Here is a 17,031-nt window from a genome sequence, read left to right as displayed (position 1 = left end):
AATGGCTTATCTGGAGCACGACCGTGACCGATGGTCGTGATGTGCCAACTGGACCGGGTAATCCCCGGTTCGAATAAAAACAAACGAGAGGGGCATTCCCCAAATGACTGCAAGTACTCCCATGCTGGTCACCTTCGTGGTCTATATCCTGGCCATGGTGCTGATTGGCTTCGTTGCCTACCGCGCGACCAAGAACTTCTCCGACTACATCCTCGGTGGGCGCAGCCTCGGCAGCTTCGTTACCGCTCTGTCGGCTGGCGCCTCGGACATGAGTGGCTGGTTGCTGATGGGCTTACCAGGCGCGATCTTCATCGCCGGTATCTCGGAAAGCTGGATCGCCATCGGCCTGATCCTCGGCGCCTGGTTGAACTGGCTGTTCGTTGCCGGTCGCCTGCGTGTGCATACCGAGCACAACAACAATGCGTTGACCCTGCCAGACTTCTTCACCCACCGCTTCGAAGACACCAGCAAGGTGCTGCGAATTTTCTCGGCAGTGATCATCCTGGTGTTCTTCACCATCTACTGCGCCTCGGGCGTGGTGGCCGGCGCCCGCCTGTTCGAATCGACCTTTGGCATGAGCTACGACACCGCCCTGTGGGTCGGCGCAGCAGCCACCATCGTCTACGTGTTCGTTGGCGGCTTCCTGGCAGTGAGCTGGACCGATACGGTGCAGGCCACCATGATGATCTTCGCGTTGTTGATCACCCCGGTGTTCGTGATTCTCGCCCTGGGTGATTTCGACGCGGCCATGGCTACCATCGAACAGGCCAACCCGGCCAACTTCGACATGTTCCGCGGCCTGTCCTTCGTCGCCATCGTTTCCCTACTGGGCTGGGGCCTGGGCTATTTCGGCCAGCCGCACATTCTGGTGCGCTTCATGGCGGCCGATTCGGTCAAGTCGATTCCGGCCGCACGCCGTATCGGCATGATCTGGATGATCCTGTGCCTGGGCGGCGCTGTGGCAGTCGGCTTTTTCGGCATCGCCTACTTCGCCAACAACCCGGCGCTGGCCGGCCCGGTCACCGATAACAGCGAGCGTGTGTTCATCGAACTGACCAAGATCCTCTTCAACCCATGGATTGCCGGCCTGGTGCTGTCTGCCATTCTGGCTGCGGTGATGAGTACCCTGAGCTGTCAGTTGCTGGTGTGCTCCAGTGCCCTGACCGAAGACTTCTACAAAGCCTTCCTGCGCAAGGGCGCTAGCGAGAAGGAACTGGTATGGGTCGGTCGTGGCATGGTGCTGCTGATCGCCATCGTCGCGATCATTATCGCCTCCAATCCCGATAGCAAGGTGCTGGGCCTGGTGTCCTACGCCTGGGCTGGTTTCGGTGCCGCCTTCGGCCCTGTGGTGATCCTCTCCTTGGTGTGGAAAGGCATGACCCGTAACGGCGCGTTGGCCGGTATGGTGGTCGGTGCATTGACCGTGGTGCTGTGGAAGAACTTCGTCGGGCTGGGTCTGTACGAGATCATCCCGGGCTTCATCCTCGCCACCCTGGCCATCGTCATTTTCAGCAAGATCGGTCGCCCGGCAACGCCAGCGATGGTCAAGCGCTTCGACGAGGCCGAGAAGGAGTATCAGGACGCGCACATCTGATCGCGCTTCCGTAACTCGATTGACCAGAGGCCCGGGCATTGTCCGGGCCTTTTCGTTGCGGCCTGCTGGTAAGCTGACGGGCCAGGAATCAGGAGCCCGATATGAGTACGTCCAAAGATCCGCTGCACGGCATCACATTGCAGGCCATTCTTGCCGAACTGGTCGAGCAGTTGGGTTGGGACGGCCTGGCACAGCGCATCGATATCCGCTGTTTCAAGAGCGACCCGAGCATCAAGTCGAGCCTCACCTTCCTGCGCAAGACGCCCTGGGCGCGGGAAAAGGTCGAAGCGCTGTACCTGAAGCTCAAGCGCTGATTGATACCCTTGTAGGATGATGTCGAGCACAGGAGCACAGGGTGAATGGCGTTTGAGAAATGGCAGCGTCCCTGACCTGGCCGACCCCGTCCCGTAAGGTGGGCTTCAGCCCACCAGCCAGCCGAATCGAATCCTGACTGTCTGCCGTGCTCTTGGCAGTGGGTGTCGGATCTCTGTTGGGGGCGGGCAATTGGTGGGCTGAAGCCCACCCTTGTATCTACGGTTGCGAGCAGGCTCTGTAGGCGCGTCGATGCACTACCTGTGGGAACGGGCCATGCCCGTGATTTCGCGCGCACGGCGCGCTTCCACAATGCTCGCCTATATACGGCATACTGCTCCGCTGCGCTTGGTGCGTAGTCAACGCTGAAACCAGAGGAATGGCAGGCAGATGGATCGTTGGCAGGCGATGCGGGTATTTGTGAAGGTCGCGGAAACCGGCAGCTTCGCCAGTACCGCGCGGCAGATGCACATGAGTGCGCCAGCGGTAACGCGCATCGTCGCGGGCCTCGAGGATCTGATCGGCGCCCGGCTACTGGTGCGCACCACGCGCTCGGTGAAAACCACCGATGCAGGCAACCGTTATCTGCAGGATTGCCGGCGGATTCTCGGCGATATCGCCGAAGCGGAACTGGCCGCCGCTGGCCATTACGCCGAGCCCTCCGGCAGCCTGGCCGTCACCGCGGCGTCGATGTTCGGCCACCTGCACGTGCTGCCGCTGGTGCTGGATTACCTGGATGCCTACCCGGGCATGCATGCGCGTACCTTCTTCGTCGACCGGCCGGTGAACATCGTCGACGAGGGCATCGATGTGGCGGTGCGTATCGGTCATCTGGCCGACTCCGGCTTCACCGCCATTCAGGTCGGGTCGGTGCGGCGGGTGATCTGTGCGGCACCGTGCTATCTGCAGAAATATGGCCTGCCATCCACGCCCGCCGATCTCAAACATCACCGTATCGTCGTGTCGCAAAGTGCCTGGGCCTCGCCGGAATGGCGCTTCGCCGAGGGGCAGCGGGTGGTTGTCGACCCGGTTCTGCACTGCAACACCAACGAGTCGGCGATCGCCACCGCGAGCGCCGGGTGGGGGCTGACCCGCGTACTGAGTTATCAGGTTGGCCCGGCCCTGCAGGAAGGCGCGCTGCAGATCGTGCTCGACGCCTTCGAGGAGCCGCCGTTGCCGATTCACGTGCTGTATCCCGAGGGGCGCCAAGCGCCCGCCAAGGTGCGCGCGTTCGTCGATCTGGCCGTGGCGCGGCTGCGCGGTAATCCCTTGTTCAATTGAGCGCACCACGACGTGGAAGTGGCCTTTCACGGAAACAAAAGTGCCGGGGCTGTGGCTTTGCTCGGGCAGTTGCAGTCCAATGTTCAGCGAATCACCAATAGGGAAGGTATCGATGAGCCAGCAATCTCAATTCGCCCTGCTCAAGAGCAGGCGCTTCCTGCCGTTCTTCATCACCCAGTTGCTTGGCGCATTCAACGACAACATCTTCAAGCAGTCGTTGATCCTGGCGATCCTCTTCAAGCTCAGCCTCGACACGGACAGGGACCTGATGGTCAACGTGGCGGCGATGCTGTTCATCCTGCCGTTTTTCCTGTTCTCCGCACTCGGTGGGCAGTTCGGCGAGAAGTTCGCCAAGGACTGGCTGATTCGCCGGCTCAAGTTCTTCGAGATATTCATCATGCTGATCGGGGCGGCCGGCGTGCTGCTCGGTAACCTCGCGCTGATGCTCGCGGTGCTGTTCGCCATGGGCCTGCAGTCGGCGCTGTTCGGCCCGGTCAAGTATTCGATCCTGCCCCAGGCGTTGAAGCCCGAGGAGCTGGTCGGTGGCAACGCGCTGGTGGAAATGGGCACCTTTCTGGCGATTCTGGCTGGCACCATTGGCGCCGGCATCATGCTCACCAGTGCCCATTACGGGGTGATCGTCGCCGTCTCGGTGGTGCTGGTGGCGGTGATCGGTTACCTGACCAGCCGCGCCATTCCGCGTGCAGACGCCGCGTTGCCGAATCTTGCCCTGGACTGGAACATCCTGCGCCAGACCTGGCTGACCCTGCGCATGGGCCTGACCCAGCCCAAGGCGGTCTCCCGCTCGCTGGTCGGCAACTCCTGGTTCTGGTTTCTCGGCGCGGTGTACCTGACGCAGATTCCGGCCTATTCGAAGGAGTGGCTGCACGGTGACGAGAGCGTGGTCACGCTGATTCTCACCGTGTTTTCGGTGGGCATCGCCCTGGGGTCAATGCTCTGTGAGCGGATGAGCGGGCACAAGGTGGAGATCGGCCTGGTGCCGTTCGGCTCCATCGGCCTGTCGGTGTTCGGCATTCTGCTGTGGTGGGGTTCGGGTGGTGTGCCGGAGGCGGCACAGCCGCACAACTGGCTGGCGCTGCTCGGCTATGGCCATGCCTGGTGGGTGCTGGGCTCGATCCTCGGCATCGGGGTGTTCGGCGGTTTCTACATCGTGCCACTGTACGCCCTGATCCAGTCGCGTACCGCCGAGAACGAGCGGGCCCGGGTGATTGCCGCCAACAACATTCTCAATGCGTTGTTCATGGTGGTATCGGCGCTGGTGTCGATCCTCTTTCTCAGCGTTGCCGGCCTGTCGATCCCGCAGCTGTTCCTGGTCATTTCGCTGATGAACGTGGCGGTCAACAGCTACATCTTCAAGATCGTCCCCGAATTCACCATGCGCTTCCTCATCTGGCTGCTCGGCCATTCGATGTACCGGGTGTCGCACAAGGGGCTGGATGCCATTCCGGACGAGGGGCCGGCGGTGCTGGTTTGCAACCACGTGTCGTTCGTCGATGCACTGCTGATCGGCGGCGCGGTACGCCGGCCGATACGCTTCGTCATGTACTACAAGATCTACAACCTGCCAGTGCTCAACTTCATTTTCCGCACCGCGGGTACCGTGCCGATCGCCGGGCGCAGCGAGGATCTGCTGGTCTTCGATGCGGCGTTCAAGCGCATTGGCGAGTACCTGCGTGACGGCGAGGTGGTATGCATCTTTCCCGAAGGCAAGCTGACCGCTGACGGCGAGATCGACGAGTTCAAGGCAGGTGTCGAGCGCATTCTGCAGGACAACCCGGTGCCGGTGATTCCCATGGCGCTGGGCGGGTTGTGGGGCAGCTTCTTCAGTCGTGATCCGCAGAAGCGCCTATTCCGCCGGTTCTGGTCGCGGGTCGATCTGGTCGCCGGTACGCCAATCGAGGCAACCGCGGCCACACGACAGGTGTTGCAGGCAGAGGTTGCCGCGTTGCGTGGCGACAGGCGCTGAGCTGCGATTTCTCTGCCACTCAACGAAGAGCCCGCCAATCGGCGGGCTCTTTCATTTCAACCGTGGCTCATCTTCAGCCCGACCAGGCCGCAGATGATCAGTGCCACGCTGGCCAGGCGGATCAGCGCCATGGACTCACCAAACAGGATGATGCCGGCGATCACCGTGCCCACCGCGCCGACGCCGGTCCAGATGGCGTAGGCGGTGCCCAGGGGCAGCTCCTTCATGGCCAGGCCGAGCAGGCCCAGGCTGACGACCATCGCCGCGACGGTGAGGAGGGTGGGCAGGGGGCGAGTGAAGCCGTCCGTGTATTTCAGGCCGACGGCCCAGCCGACCTCGAACAGGCCAGCGAAGAACAGAATGATCCAGGACATAAAGCGACTCCCGTGTGGTGGGGTCGTCCCCGGCAGTAAGGCACTCGAACCCAGGGTCGTCCCCGGCGTGCCCCACTATTGTGCATGAAGTGTCTGGCGGGGCAAAACGCAGAGGGGGTCCGATCGCCTCCTATGCCGCGTGGGCAATGCCGTTAGGAACTGGGCATGCGAATTTGGTGGGCCGAAGCGGATCGCCGCCCGGCCCACCCTGCAGGTGCGTCGGTCACTTGTCCCGGTCGTCCTTCATGCGGCGCAGGAAGGTCGCCAGCAGTGCACCGGAGAGGTTGTGCCACACGCTGAACAACGCGCTGGGAACCGCCGCCAACGGCGAGAAGTGGGCGCTTGCCAGGGCAGCGCCGAGCCCGGAGTTCTGCATGCCGACTTCGATGGACAGCGTCTTGCGCTGCGCCAGCGGCATGCCGGTCAGTACGCCAGCCAGGTAGCCCAGGCCCAGGCCCAGGCTGTTGTGCAGGACCACGACGGCCATGATCAGCAGGCCGGATTCGGCGATTTTCGCCTGACTGGCGGCGACAACAGCAGCGACGATGGCGACGATGGACAGCACCGAAACCAGCGGCAGAATATCCACCGCAACCTTGACCCGATCACCCAGCACGCGCTGTACCACCAGACCAATGATGATCGGCAACAGTACTACCTGGAGGATCGACACGAACATCGCCCAGAAAGACACCGGCAGCCATTCCGAAGCCAGCAGCCAGATCAGTGCCGGTGTCACCACGGGTGCCATCAGCGTGGTCACCGAGGTGATCGATACCGACAGGGCGACGTCACCACGGGCGAACCAGGTGATCACGTTGGACGCCGTACCACCAGGGCAGCAGCCGACCAGAATCACGCCCACGGCGATTTCCGCAGGCAAGGCGAACAGTTTGCACAGCAGCCAGGCCAGGCCCGGCATGATGATGAACTGGGCCAGCACGCCGACCAGCACGCGCCCCGGTCGCCGGGCCACTTCACGAAAATCTTCGGCCTTGAGGGTCAGGCCCATGCCGAACATGATCAGCCCGAGCAGTGGCACGATCCACGAGGTCAGCGGCAGAAACGCACTGGGGATCACGAACGCCAGAACGGCGAAGAGCAGGACCCAAATGGCGAAGGTGTTACCGACGAAGCGGCTCAGAGCGATCAGCGCAGACATGGCGGAGATTCCGTAATGACGTGTAGCGGGCTCCGCGGCCGGAAGAGCGTGCGGAGCTGGTTATTGTTGGATGCTGGCGCGGGTGTCAGAGGTGACGGCAGCGCAGTGACGCGGGGCGCTTTTGACGTGCGCCATGTGAGCGTAGCGCGGTGGACGGACAAGGCGCCGTCCACCTGACTGATTGGCGCTATCTCAGAGGCCTTGCGGGGTGTCTTCGCCGCCCAGGGCTTCGAACAGCGCTGGCAGGAACTCGATCAGGGTCAGCATCATCAGCGTGAAGCTGGCGTCCTGCTGGCTCAGGTCATCATCGCCGCCATCCTGCTCGGCCTGTTCCTGCAGCAGGTCTTCGAACTTCAGGCGCTTGACCACCAGCTTGTCGTCGAGCACGAAGGACAGCTTGTCCTGCCAGGCCAGCGACAGTTGCGTGACCTGCTTGCCCGAGCTCATGTGCAGCTGGACTTCTTCGCCGGTCAGATCCTGACGCTTGCAGCGCACGATGCCGCCGTCTTCGTGGGTGTCGCGCAGCTCGCACTCGTCCAGCACGTGGAAGTCGGCGGCTGCCTGCTGGGCCTTGACCCAGTCGGTCAGGGTCGCGCTTGGGGCGATCTTCACGGTCAGCGGGCGAACTGGCAAAGAACCGATGGCTTCACGCAGGGTGGAGAGCAGGTCTTCGGCGCGCTTCGGGCTGGAGGCGTTGACGATGATCAGGCCCTGAGCTGGCGCGATGGCGGCGAAGGTGGCCGACTTGCGAATGAAGGCGCGCGGCAGGAAGGCCTGGACGATTTCGTCCTTGATCTGCTCGCGCTCCTTCTTGTAGACCTTGCGCATCTGCTCGCTTTCGATCTCGTCGACCTTTTCCTTCACGGCGTCCTTGACCACGCTACCCGGCAGAATGCGTTCTTCCTTGCGTGCGGAAATCAGCAGGAAGCCCTGGCTCTCGTGCACCAGCGGCGCATCGGCGCCCTTGCCGAATGGGGCGACGAAACCATAGGTCGCCAGTTCCTGGCTGGCGCAGGGGCGGGCAGGCTTGGCGGACAGGGCTTTTTCAAGTGCTTCGGTTTCGAAGGAAACGTCTTGGGTGAGGCGGTAGACCAGCAGGTTGCGAAACCACATGAGCGGTGTGTCTCCAGTTTGCGGGCGCGCGCTTGGCGCGCAAAAAATCATGAGTCCGTGCGCAAGGCTTCTGCATCGGTGCAGAGCGTGGGCAGTCTGGCGGCAGATGTTCGATACGCCGCGCGACGATCAGACCAGCGCGAGGGCGCATTATTCCTTCCAGCGGCGGATTAGGCCAACCCTGTATCGAGGCAGCCTCAGGTTTGTGCGCTGAAACCGTGATGATTCCTAAGCCTTTGGAACGCCAATAAATTTTTTTCACAAAGGGGGTTGCCAAGGTGCGGGTCGCTCTCTACAATGCGCCCCACTTCGAGAGTGAAGGGTGATTAGCTCAGCCGGGAGAGCATCTGCCTTACAAGCAGAGGGTCGGCGGTTCGATCCCGTCATCACCCACCAATCGAGGTATGCGCAGCGGTAGTTCAGTCGGTTAGAATACCGGCCTGTCACGCCGGGGGTCGCGGGTTCGAGTCCCGTCCGCTGCGCCATATATAGCTTCCAGGGCCCACTGAACACCCGGAAGCAACGCGAAAAGCGCCCTAGGGCGCTTTTTTCGTTTCTGCGTTGTGTATCGATGCATTCCTGCTCTTGGGACGCCAGGCTTTCACCTGGGCCGCAAGAGACCGTAGCGGTCAGATCGCGCCAGGGCGAAAGGGCGGTTCGTCGTCCAGATCGTCGAAGCCGTCGATGATGTCCGGCACGTCGTAGCGCTCGACTTCAATTTCCACTTCTTTCTTGCGGCTCGTGCCGAGAAGGCCGACCACCGCGCCCAGGGCCAAACCGGCCGCGGCGAATTTCCATGGGTGGCGATGCAACGCCACGTTCAATGTGTCGGCACCCTGTTTCACCTGATTCTTAACCGCCTCGGCGCTGTCCGCGAGGTCGTGCAGCTTCTGCCTGGCTGCGTGAGTGCCCTGGTCCAGGGACTGCCGGGCTTCGCGCAGTGCGTCGGCAAGTGACTCGTGGTCGGCCGGTTCGGCGAATCGCTCAGCTGGCTGCGGGCGACCGCGGGTCTGTTCCACGGCCAGCCAGGCCAGGCCGATGGCGGTCATGGCCACTGGAACTGGGTTGGCCTTGAGGGTCTGCCCCAGCCGTTCGGCCATTTCCAGCCCACCGCTTTCACGGCCGTAGGCGAGCGCCTGATCGATCAGGCGCTGGGGCGTCAGGCGTGCTTCCACATTATCGATCAATGCGTCGATGCGGCTGCGCTGCTGATCGATTTCCTGCTCGAGCACTTCCGGAGACTTGAGCGATTCGGCTGCGATGGTGCTGTGGGTACTCATGACATTTGCCTCTGCACGGCTTCCTTGTCTTTCTGCAAGGAGTCCAGGGTGCGTTCGGGGGTGAGTTGAGAGGGCGTGAATTTTTGCTGGCCGACCTTGAGCATGACCAGGCCGATAATGATGACCACCACCCCGACGATCAGCGCAGCCAGCCAGGGCGCCACCACGGTGCTCAATCCGTACACGGCCGAAAGCAGCAGCATCAGCACGCCACAGAGCAGCACGATGGCACCGCCAGCCACGGCAGCGATGCCGGTCTTGGTGGCTTGCAGGGAGGCATTGAGCTCGACCTTGGCCAGCGCCAGTTCCTTGGTGAAGAGCGTCTGCACTTCACGGGTCAGCTGGCGCAGCAGGCCGAGCAGGGAAGGCTCTACCGGAGGTTGCCGCGGGTCTTCGGTCATTGCAGAACTCCTTTTCCTACGTGACGTTCCAGCCGACGCTCGCGCTTGAGCAGCACGCGGCTGGCCAGGAAACCTGCGGCCAGACCGGCAGCTGCCAGCCAGAACGGGTGGGTATGGGCGAAGCGGTCGACGGTGTGTACGGCGTGCCCACTGGCGTTGTTCAGGGCATCGCGCAGGGCGGCGAGCTGCCGTGCCGCCTCTTGCAGGCGGTCGGCAGATGGCGCTGCATCGAGATTTTCCAGGTCGGCGATGGTCGAGCGGGCGACCTGGGCCAGTGCTTCGAGTTCGTCGGTGTGCGACTGATCGGCCTGGATGCGTGCGCGCAGCTGCTCCTGAGCATCCTGTTGCCAGTGCCCGGAAATGATCTTGCCTGGGCGCTTGTGAGGCCGTTCTTTGCTGTCGTTATCCATGTGGCTACACCTGTTCGTGATTGAAAGGGCTGTACGTCGTCGTTATCGGCTGTGCTCGCGACCGGCGAGTTCGTCTGCAAGGGGCGTATCGATATTCACGGGCGCGGGCGTGACTGGCGTAACCGGTGCAGGGGACACTGGTGTCACCGCGGGTGAGCGCGTTCGGTCTGCCAGCTCTTCGGCCATCAGTACCAGCTCCTGCAGACGCTGGACCCGGGCACGCAGGTAGCGGATTTCTTCGAGGGGATCTCGCGCTGCACTCTTCACGCTGCAATGACCGCTCAGACCACGCAGCAACAGCAGGCCGCCGGCACTCAATTGGCGATTACCCTGCTGGCCCTGCTTGCTGGCGCCCAGGGCAGCCAGCAACAGACCGCCACCGATCGACAGCAAGCGCTCCCAGCCTCTCACGTTCTGGCGTGCCGGGCCCTCTCGGGTGGGTTGCGACTGCGGTTCGAAGGCGACCATGGGTTCACTCCTGCCTGGTAGTTGATGGAAGCTGGATCAGCGCGCTCAAACCGGATCGGGCTGAGGCTTGTCCGGCAGTACATCGTTGTCCGGTTCCTGGGGATGGCCGAGGGGAGGCTGCTCGCCTGGCGTGTCCAGTGTGCCTGGGGCCTGGGTAGGGTCCTCTGGTAGTCGCTGGGTCATTACCTTCCCTCCGCTCTCGATGCTCTTGGTGGTTTGAGGGTCGCACGCGCTGCATGTTCGATCTTTTTGCCAAGAGACATGCGCATGCCGCCATCGCCAGGCCCCAGCCTGGCACAGGCGCAGCGGCCTCCGGCAGAAACCTTAAACCTCTGCGCTGCGGGCCCGGTCAAGATCCCTGCGCCCGGCAGTGAAGCTGTCCGGGCGATCCGTCGCGCACGCTGAACGCCGCGTGGCAACTCCATCCATGTCGGCCCTTTATGGGCCTGAACTTCGAGCGAGTTTTCCATGAGCATGACAGTCGCAGATTTCATCGTCGAACGCCTCCATGAGTGGGGCGTGCGACGTATTTACGGTTACCCGGGTGACGGCATCAACGGTGTGTTCGGCGCCCTGGCCAGAGCCGACGGCAAGATCCGTTTCATCCAGGCCCGCCACGAAGAGATGGCCGCTTTCATGGCCTCGGCCGATGCCAAGTTCTCTGGCGACCTGGGCGTGTGCATCGCCACCTCCGGCCCGGGTGCCACCCACCTGCTCACCGGTCTGTACGACGCGCGCATGGACCATATGCCGGTACTGGCCATCGTCGGCCAGCAGGCCCGCAATGCGTTGGGTGGGCATTACCAGCAGGAAGTCGATCTGCTGTCGATGTTCAAGGACGTGGCCGGCGCCTTCGTGCAGCAGGCCAGCTCGCCGGCGCAGGTCCGTCATCTGGTGGACCGCAGCATCCGCACGGCGCTGGGCGATCGCCGGGTAACCGCTATCATCCTGCCCAACGACCTGCAAACGCTGCCCTACGAGGAGCCGGCTCGCGAGCATGGCACCCTGCATTCCGGGGTTGGCTACAGCCGTCCACGGGTGGTGCCTTACGACGCTGACTTGCAGCGTGCCGCCGAGGTGCTCAACGCGGGCAAGAAAGTGGCCATTCTGGTCGGTGCTGGCGCGTTGGGGGCGAGCAGGGAAGTGGCGCAGATCGCTGAATTGCTCGGTGCCGGTGTCGCCAAGGCACTGCTGGGCAAGGCGGTGCTGCCCGATGAACTGCCCTGGGTGACTGGCTCCATCGGCCTGCTGGGCACCAAGCCCAGCTACCAGATGATGAACGAGTGCGACACCCTGCTGATGATCGGCTCCGGCTTTCCCTACGCCGAGTTCCTGCCCAAGGAAGGCCAGGCCCGAGGGGTGCAGATCGATATTCAGGCGGACATGCTCGGCTTGCGTTACCCCATGGAGGTCAACCTGCAGGGGGATTCAGCCGATACCCTACGGGCTCTGTTGCCGTTACTCGAGCGCAAGAAACTGCGCACCTGGCGCAAGCGCATCGAGCGCTGGACGGCGCAGTGGGAAACCACCCTGCAGCGCCGCGCCATGGCTTCTGCATCGCCGATCAACCCGCAGCGGGTCGCCTACGAGTTGTCGCCGCGCCTGCCGGATCGCGCGGTGGTCACCTGCGACTCGGGCTCCTGTGCCAACTGGTTCGCCCGTGACGTGAAGATCCGCGAAGACATGCTCTGTTCCCTGTCCGGCGGCCTGGCGTCGATGGGGGCGGCGGTGCCCTATGCGATCGCCGCCAAGTTCGCCCACCCGGATCGACCGGTTGTCGCGCTGGTGGGAGACGGCGCGATGCAGATGAACAACATGGCCGAGTTGATCACCGTCGCCAAGTATTGGCAGCAGTGGCAGGACAAACGCTGGATCTGCGCGGTTTTCAACAATGAAGACCTCAACCAGGTGACCTGGGAACAGCGGGCGATGGAGGGGGATGCGAAGTTTTCAGCGTCTCAGGACATTCCCAACGTGCCCTATCACCAGTTCGCCGAATCCATCGGCCTGAAAGGTATCTACGTCGACCGCGAAGAGGATGTCGCCCAGGCCTGGGAGCAAGCCTTCGCTTCGGACCGGCCGGTGCTGATCGAATTCAAGACCGATCCAGACGTACCGCCGCTGCCGCCGCACATCACCCTGGCTCAGGCCAAGGCGTTCGCTTCCGCGCTGTGGCAAGGCGACCCGAATCAGGGCGGGATCATTCGGCAGGCCACCAAGCAGGTGCTGGGTTCGATCCTGCCGGGCAAGGCGCGGCGCTAACGGCTGGCTTCGGCCAGCAGTTGCGCGTGCCAGTGCGGCGGGAGTCGGCAGTGGTCAGCTACAGCCGCTGACGCGTCAGCTGATCAGGCAGTGATTCGATGTCGCCCAATGGTGGTTTTGCGTGGCTTCACCTTGCCGGCATTCGCTACGCGAGGGGACGGCCAGGTGCTGGTGATCGGATCGACGGCGCCGGGCTTTTCCCTGAACTCTGCCGCTTGCCGGTCAGTCAGGTGTTACAGGTTCAGGAGTGAAAACCCATGCTCATTTCTCTGCACAAGCAGGTCGCACTGGTTACCGGTGGCAGTTCAGGCATTGGCGCGGCATCGGCGATAGCGCTGGCGCAGGCCGGTGCCGCGGTGGTGGTGAATTATCGATCCGGGCGCGAGGCGGCGCAGCGACTGGTCGAGGAGATACGTAGCGCCGGCGGCGAGGCGATTGCCGTGGGTGCGGACGTGTCCAGTGAGAAGGAGGTCGAGGCATTGTTCGCCGAGACCGTCTCGGCCTTTGGGCGGCTGGACATCCTGCTGGCCAACTCGGGCATGCAGCGTGATGCGCCAACGGTGGACATGAGCCTGGAGGACTGGAACCAGGTGCTGCAGGTCAACCTCACCGGTCAGTTTCTCTGCGTGCGTGCGGCCCTGCGGCAGTTCCGTCAGCAGGAGATTCGCGAGGCGGTGTCGCGGGCGGCCGGCAAGATCATTCAGATGAGTTCGGTGCATCAATTGATCCCGTGGGCAGGGCGCGCCAACTACGCGGCGTCCAAGGGTGGCCTCGATCTGTTGATGCGCAGCGTGGCTCAGGAGGTGGGCGAGCAGCGCATTCGCGTCAATGCCATCGCGCCTGGGGCGATCCGCACCGCGATCAACCGCGAAGCCACCGAAGGCGAAGCCGCCAAGTCATTGCTCGAGCTGATTCCCTACGGCCGTATCGGCGATGCCGAAGATATCGCCAATGCGGTGGTCTGGCTGGCTTCCGATGCGGCCGATTATGTCCACGGCACGACCCTGTTCATCGACGGTGGTATGAGCCTTTACCCGGAGTTTCGCGACAATGGTTGAGATTCAGGGGCGTCAGATGCCCATCGAAGCCCACGGCATCATTGGTGACATGCGCAGTGCAGCACTGGTCGCTGACAGCGGTTGCGTGGACTTTTTCTGCTGGCCGGATTTCGACAGCCCGTCGATCTTCAGCGCCTTGCTCGACAGCCCCGAGGCTGGAGTTTTTCAGCTGGCGCCGGATCTGCCCGGCGCGCGTCGGCAGCAGCTTTATCTGCCCGACACCAACGTGCTGCAGACACGCTGGCTGGCCGAGTCTGCCGTGGTCGAGTGCACCGATGTCATGCCGATCAATGCCGATGTGGACGACCATCCGCGGCTGATTCGCCGGATTCAGGTGGTTTCCGGCCATGCACGAATCCGCATGCGCTGCCGTGTTCGTCACGATTACAGCCGCGCTGACACGGTCGCGGAGATGGCGGGCGACGATGTGCTCTTCCACGCACCCGATCAGCCGAGCCTGCGCCTCTCCGCCAGCCAGTCACTGAAGATCGATCGGCATTGTGGGGTTGCCGAGTTCGAGTTGCAGGAAGGCGAACATGCCGAGTTCGTGCTGGGTGCGCCAGACGATCCGCTGGTCGCTGCCGGTGCCTGCGAGCATTGTCTGGAGGCCACCGTTGCCTACTGGCGGCGCTGGATCAAGCAGTCCAACTACCGCGGGCGTTGGCGCGAGATGGTGCACCGCTCGGCCCTGGCACTGAAGCTGCTGACCTCACGCAAGCACGGTGGCATTCTCGCTGCGGCCACCTACGGACTGCCCGAGGCAGCGGGGGGCGAGCGCAACTGGGATTACCGCTACACCTGGATTCGCGATGCCTCGTTCACCGTCTACGCATTCATGCGCCTGGGCTTTACCGAGGAGGCCAATGCCTTCATGCGCTGGGTGCGCGAGCGCGTCGACGACTGCTCGGAAACCCCGGCTCACCTGCGTATCCTCTACAGCCTTCGTGGCCAGCACGAATTGCCGGAGACCTCTCTCGATCATCTTTCCGGGCATGGTGGGGCGCAGCCGGTACGGATCGGCAACGAGGCCCATGATCAGGTTCAGCTGGATATCTTCGGCGAGTTGCTTGACGCGGTGTACCTCGCCAACAAGTACGGTGAGGCGATCTCCCACGACGGCTGGCACCATGTGGTGGGCATCGTCGATCAGGTCTGCGACAGCTGGCAGCAGAAGGATGTCGGCATCTGGGAGATACGCGGCGAGGAGCAGCACTTTCTGCATTCGCGGCTGATGTGCTGGGTAGCGCTGGATCGAGCCATCCGTCTGGCGGAGAAGCGCTCGCTGCCGGCGCCTTTCGCGCGCTGGAACGACCAGCGTCAGGCCATTCATGACGACATCTGGAGCAACTTCTGGGATGAGGACTGCGGGCACTTCATTCAGCGCATCGGCTGTCAGGACGTCGACGGTTCGATGCTGTTGATGCCGCTCATGCGTTTCGTCGGCGCCAGCGACCCACGCTGGCTGGCGACGCTGGAAGCCATCGAGCAGCAACTGGTGCGCGACGGCATGGTCTATCGCTACCGCACCGACGACGGCCTGAAAGGCGAGGAGGGCTCGTTCGTCGCCTGCTCGTTCTGGTACGTGGAGTGTCTGGCACGCGCCGGGCGTGTCGATCAGGCGCATCTGGAGTTCGAGCAGCTGCTGCGCTACGCCAACCCGGTGGGGCTGTACGCCGAGGAGCTCGATCGGCGAGCCCATCACCTGGGCAATACGCCGCAGGCGCTGAGTCATCTGGCGCTGATCAGTGCTGCCAGCTTTCTCGACCACAAGCTCAGTGGCGAACGTACCACCTGGCAGCCCTGAGCGACGTGCGCCGGGTCACGCTCGTTTCTCATCCGGCGGCACGGATTTGCGCACCGGCAGCACGTCGATGATCTCGATGCCTAGCTGCCGAATCAGCTCTCGCACCGAGCCGCTCGCCTGGTTCGCACCTTGCGAGAGATGGCCGGCAGGCAGCTCGGCGCTGAGTACGGTGAATTCCACCGCTTTCATGTTGGGTATGAAGCGGGTGGTGAGGGTCTGGAATCGCCTTTCGCCGTCGCGCGAATAGATGATCAAACAATCCATGGTCACAATGCCCTGAAGTCCGTTGATATGCAGTGCAGGCTATGTGGCTGCCCCAGAAGGCAAGGCGGGCACCGGTCATGGCCGTCGTGTCGATGATCCTTCGATCAGGCCGGATGCCGGTTTCACTGCGCTGGGCAGTGAATGTTGTTGCGCGCGGGAATGCAGGTCTGCGCGGTACGGGTCTGATGCCCGAAGCCGCAGCATAGGCGATAAAACTCCTGGGCGAAAGCTAGCGTGAGGGCATGAGCTCGACTCGGCGAACGACGAATGGCTCGACCGATGCCCAGGCCCTGCCTGGGTTTCGTATGACCCGTTGCAGGCGCGATGTTGGCCGGGCAGTCAGGTTTTGCTCTTCAGCCCCGCCCAGGCGACTGCGCCGAGAATCAGCAGGCCGCCCAGCACCATGCCGACGCTCGGTACCGAGCCGAAGAGCAGCCAGGCCCCGGCGATGGCGTAGATCGGCTCCATGGCGATCACCACCGCTGCGGTGTGCGTATGGACATGGCGCAGCGAGGCGATGAACAGGCTGTAGGCCAGCGCCGTGCAGAGCACGCCCAGGGCCGCCAGTTGCCACCAGTCGTGGCGGCCGATCGCGGGGAGCTCCCACAAGCACCAGGGCAGCAGCGCCACGCTGATGGCCAGGCATTGCCACCAGCACGACGACAAACCATCGACCTTGCTGGAAACGTGTTTGTTGGCGACCGCGATGGCAGCATAGCTGGCGCCGGACAGCACGCCCCAGAGCAGGCCCTCGGTAGCACCATCGCGCAGGTCGAAGGAGGGTGTGACCAGAACCAGGCCTGCCGATACCAGCAACAGAATCAGCCGGTCGCTACGTCCCAGGCGCTGACCGAACAGCAGGCGCTCGAGCAGTGCTGTAAAGGCCGGAAACGACGCGAAGCCCAGGGTGGCCACCGCCACGCCACCGGTCTTTACCGCCAGGAAAAACAGAATCCAGTGGCCACCCAGCGCCACCCCGGTGGTCAGCAGCCTGGCGATGGTGCCACCGCTGATGCCGCGCCAGGGTCGCAGATTCAAGCACAGGCAGATCATGCTCAAGGCCAGCAGGGCGAACGCGGCACGGCCGAGCACGATCATGCTCGCGCTGACGTTCAGCGATTCGCCGAACAGCGCGGATACGCCCACCAGCAGGGCGGCGCAATGCAATTGAAGGTGGGCGATGCGCTGACTCATGGTGTGCCTTGCAGGTCTGTTTGTCGGATAGCGAGCAGGGTGCCAAGAGCGGGTGATCCCGTAAAAC

The 17,031-nt window shown here is 63.1% G+C and carries 17 protein-coding genes and 2 tRNA genes; 9 read left to right on the top strand and 10 right to left on the bottom strand.

Going from position 1 to position 17,031, the window contains the following annotated elements:
• Positions 1-103: 103 nt before the first annotated feature.
• From putP to FHR27_RS12475, 4 genes are all read left to right on the top strand, one after another.
• Positions 104-1,594: a sodium/proline symporter PutP gene (putP, locus tag FHR27_RS12490; protein WP_042553149.1), complete on the top strand. Its 1,491-nt coding sequence runs from the start codon at positions 104-106 to the stop codon at positions 1,592-1,594.
• A gap of 101 nt (positions 1,595-1,695) precedes the next feature.
• Entirely contained in the window at positions 1,696-1,908 is a 213-nt protein-coding gene (locus tag FHR27_RS12485; RefSeq protein WP_042553148.1) for a VF530 family protein, read from the top strand.
• 388 nt (positions 1,909-2,296) lie between these two features.
• Entirely contained in the window at positions 2,297-3,187 is an 891-nt protein-coding gene (locus FHR27_RS12480; protein ID WP_042553147.1) for a LysR family transcriptional regulator, read from the top strand.
• A gap of 112 nt (positions 3,188-3,299) precedes the next feature.
• Positions 3,300-5,174 (top strand): MFS transporter, encoded by a 1,875-nt coding sequence (locus FHR27_RS12475; protein WP_042553146.1) that lies wholly within the window; start codon positions 3,300-3,302, stop codon positions 5,172-5,174.
• Positions 5,175-5,230: 56 nt separating this feature from the next.
• On the opposite strand, the gene sugE is transcribed toward FHR27_RS12475, so the two are convergent.
• The 3 genes from sugE to rdgC form a co-directional block, all read right to left on the bottom strand.
• On the bottom strand, positions 5,231-5,548 hold the full coding sequence (gene sugE / locus FHR27_RS12470; RefSeq protein ID WP_042553145.1) for a quaternary ammonium compound efflux SMR transporter SugE: 318 nt from the start codon (positions 5,546-5,548) through the stop codon (positions 5,231-5,233).
• Between the two features lie 223 nt (positions 5,549-5,771).
• Positions 5,772-6,710, bottom strand: coding sequence for a bile acid:sodium symporter family protein (locus FHR27_RS12465; protein ID WP_042553144.1), 939 nt, complete (start codon positions 6,708-6,710; stop codon positions 5,772-5,774).
• A 192-nt stretch (positions 6,711-6,902) separates the two neighbouring features.
• A complete protein-coding gene (rdgC, locus tag FHR27_RS12460; RefSeq protein ID WP_179538714.1) occupies positions 6,903-7,823 on the bottom strand; it encodes a recombination-associated protein RdgC in 921 nt (306 codons plus the stop codon).
• Between the two features lie 320 nt (positions 7,824-8,143).
• Here rdgC and FHR27_RS12455 point away from each other — a divergent pair.
• Positions 8,144-8,219: transfer RNA gene (locus FHR27_RS12455), tRNA-Val, on the top strand.
• A 12-nt stretch (positions 8,220-8,231) separates the two neighbouring features.
• A tRNA-Asp gene (locus tag FHR27_RS12450) sits at positions 8,232-8,308 on the top strand.
• A gap of 144 nt (positions 8,309-8,452) precedes the next feature.
• On the opposite strand, the gene FHR27_RS12445 is transcribed toward FHR27_RS12450, so the two are convergent.
• Genes FHR27_RS12445 through FHR27_RS12425 form a run of 5 tightly spaced genes read right to left on the bottom strand, consistent with a single transcriptional unit; the run spans position 8,453 to position 10,565 of the window.
• Complete coding sequence (locus FHR27_RS12445) at positions 8,453-9,103, bottom strand: DUF3618 domain-containing protein (protein ID WP_052493767.1); 651 nt, start codon at positions 9,101-9,103, stop codon at positions 8,453-8,455.
• Entirely contained in the window at positions 9,100-9,504 is a 405-nt protein-coding gene (locus tag FHR27_RS12440; protein WP_042553142.1) for a phage holin family protein, read from the bottom strand. The genes FHR27_RS12445 and FHR27_RS12440 overlap by 4 nt, the downstream gene beginning before the upstream one ends.
• Complete coding sequence (locus FHR27_RS12435) at positions 9,501-9,914, bottom strand: transcriptional regulator (RefSeq protein ID WP_042553141.1); 414 nt, start codon at positions 9,912-9,914, stop codon at positions 9,501-9,503. The genes FHR27_RS12440 and FHR27_RS12435 overlap by 4 nt, the downstream gene beginning before the upstream one ends.
• A gap of 42 nt (positions 9,915-9,956) precedes the next feature.
• Positions 9,957-10,382 carry a YgaP-like transmembrane domain gene (locus FHR27_RS12430; protein WP_052493766.1) on the bottom strand — a complete coding sequence of 142 codons (426 nt, stop codon included), beginning with the start codon at positions 10,380-10,382 and terminating at the stop codon, positions 9,957-9,959.
• A 45-nt stretch (positions 10,383-10,427) separates the two neighbouring features.
• The gene (locus FHR27_RS12425) at positions 10,428-10,565 is read right to left on the bottom strand and encodes a hypothetical protein (RefSeq protein ID WP_156152678.1); all 138 of its coding nucleotides are present in this window, start codon (positions 10,563-10,565) and stop codon (positions 10,428-10,430) included.
• Between the two features lie 285 nt (positions 10,566-10,850).
• On the opposite strand from FHR27_RS12425, the gene FHR27_RS12420 reads away from it, so the two are divergent.
• The 3 genes from FHR27_RS12420 (at position 10,851) to FHR27_RS12410 (ending at position 15,506) form a co-directional block, all read left to right on the top strand.
• Positions 10,851-12,644, top strand: coding sequence for a thiamine pyrophosphate-requiring protein (locus FHR27_RS12420; RefSeq protein ID WP_179538713.1), 1,794 nt, complete (start codon positions 10,851-10,853; stop codon positions 12,642-12,644).
• A gap of 257 nt (positions 12,645-12,901) precedes the next feature.
• Complete coding sequence (locus tag FHR27_RS12415; RefSeq protein ID WP_179538712.1) at positions 12,902-13,702, top strand: glucose 1-dehydrogenase; 801 nt, start codon at positions 12,902-12,904, stop codon at positions 13,700-13,702.
• A complete protein-coding gene (locus FHR27_RS12410) occupies positions 13,695-15,506 on the top strand; it encodes a glycoside hydrolase family 15 protein (RefSeq protein ID WP_179538711.1) in 1,812 nt (603 codons plus the stop codon). The genes FHR27_RS12415 and FHR27_RS12410 overlap by 8 nt, the downstream gene beginning before the upstream one ends.
• A gap of 15 nt (positions 15,507-15,521) precedes the next feature.
• Here FHR27_RS12410 and FHR27_RS12405 read toward each other — a convergent pair whose 3' ends face one another.
• Together FHR27_RS12405 and FHR27_RS12400 are read right to left on the bottom strand one after the other, a co-directional pair.
• Positions 15,522-15,770 (bottom strand): hypothetical protein, encoded by a 249-nt coding sequence (locus FHR27_RS12405; protein ID WP_042553137.1) that lies wholly within the window; start codon positions 15,768-15,770, stop codon positions 15,522-15,524.
• A gap of 339 nt (positions 15,771-16,109) precedes the next feature.
• A complete protein-coding gene (locus FHR27_RS12400) occupies positions 16,110-16,964 on the bottom strand; it encodes a DMT family transporter (RefSeq protein ID WP_179538710.1) in 855 nt (284 codons plus the stop codon).
• Between the last annotated feature and the right edge of the window lie 67 nt (positions 16,965-17,031).

It is taken from the genome of Pseudomonas flavescens, assembly GCF_013408425.1.
GTDB lineage: Bacteria > Pseudomonadota > Gammaproteobacteria > Pseudomonadales > Pseudomonadaceae > Aquipseudomonas > Aquipseudomonas fulva_A.
The sequence above is the reverse complement of the archived record's forward strand: the minus strand, read 5'-3'. Positions and strand labels throughout refer to the sequence as shown.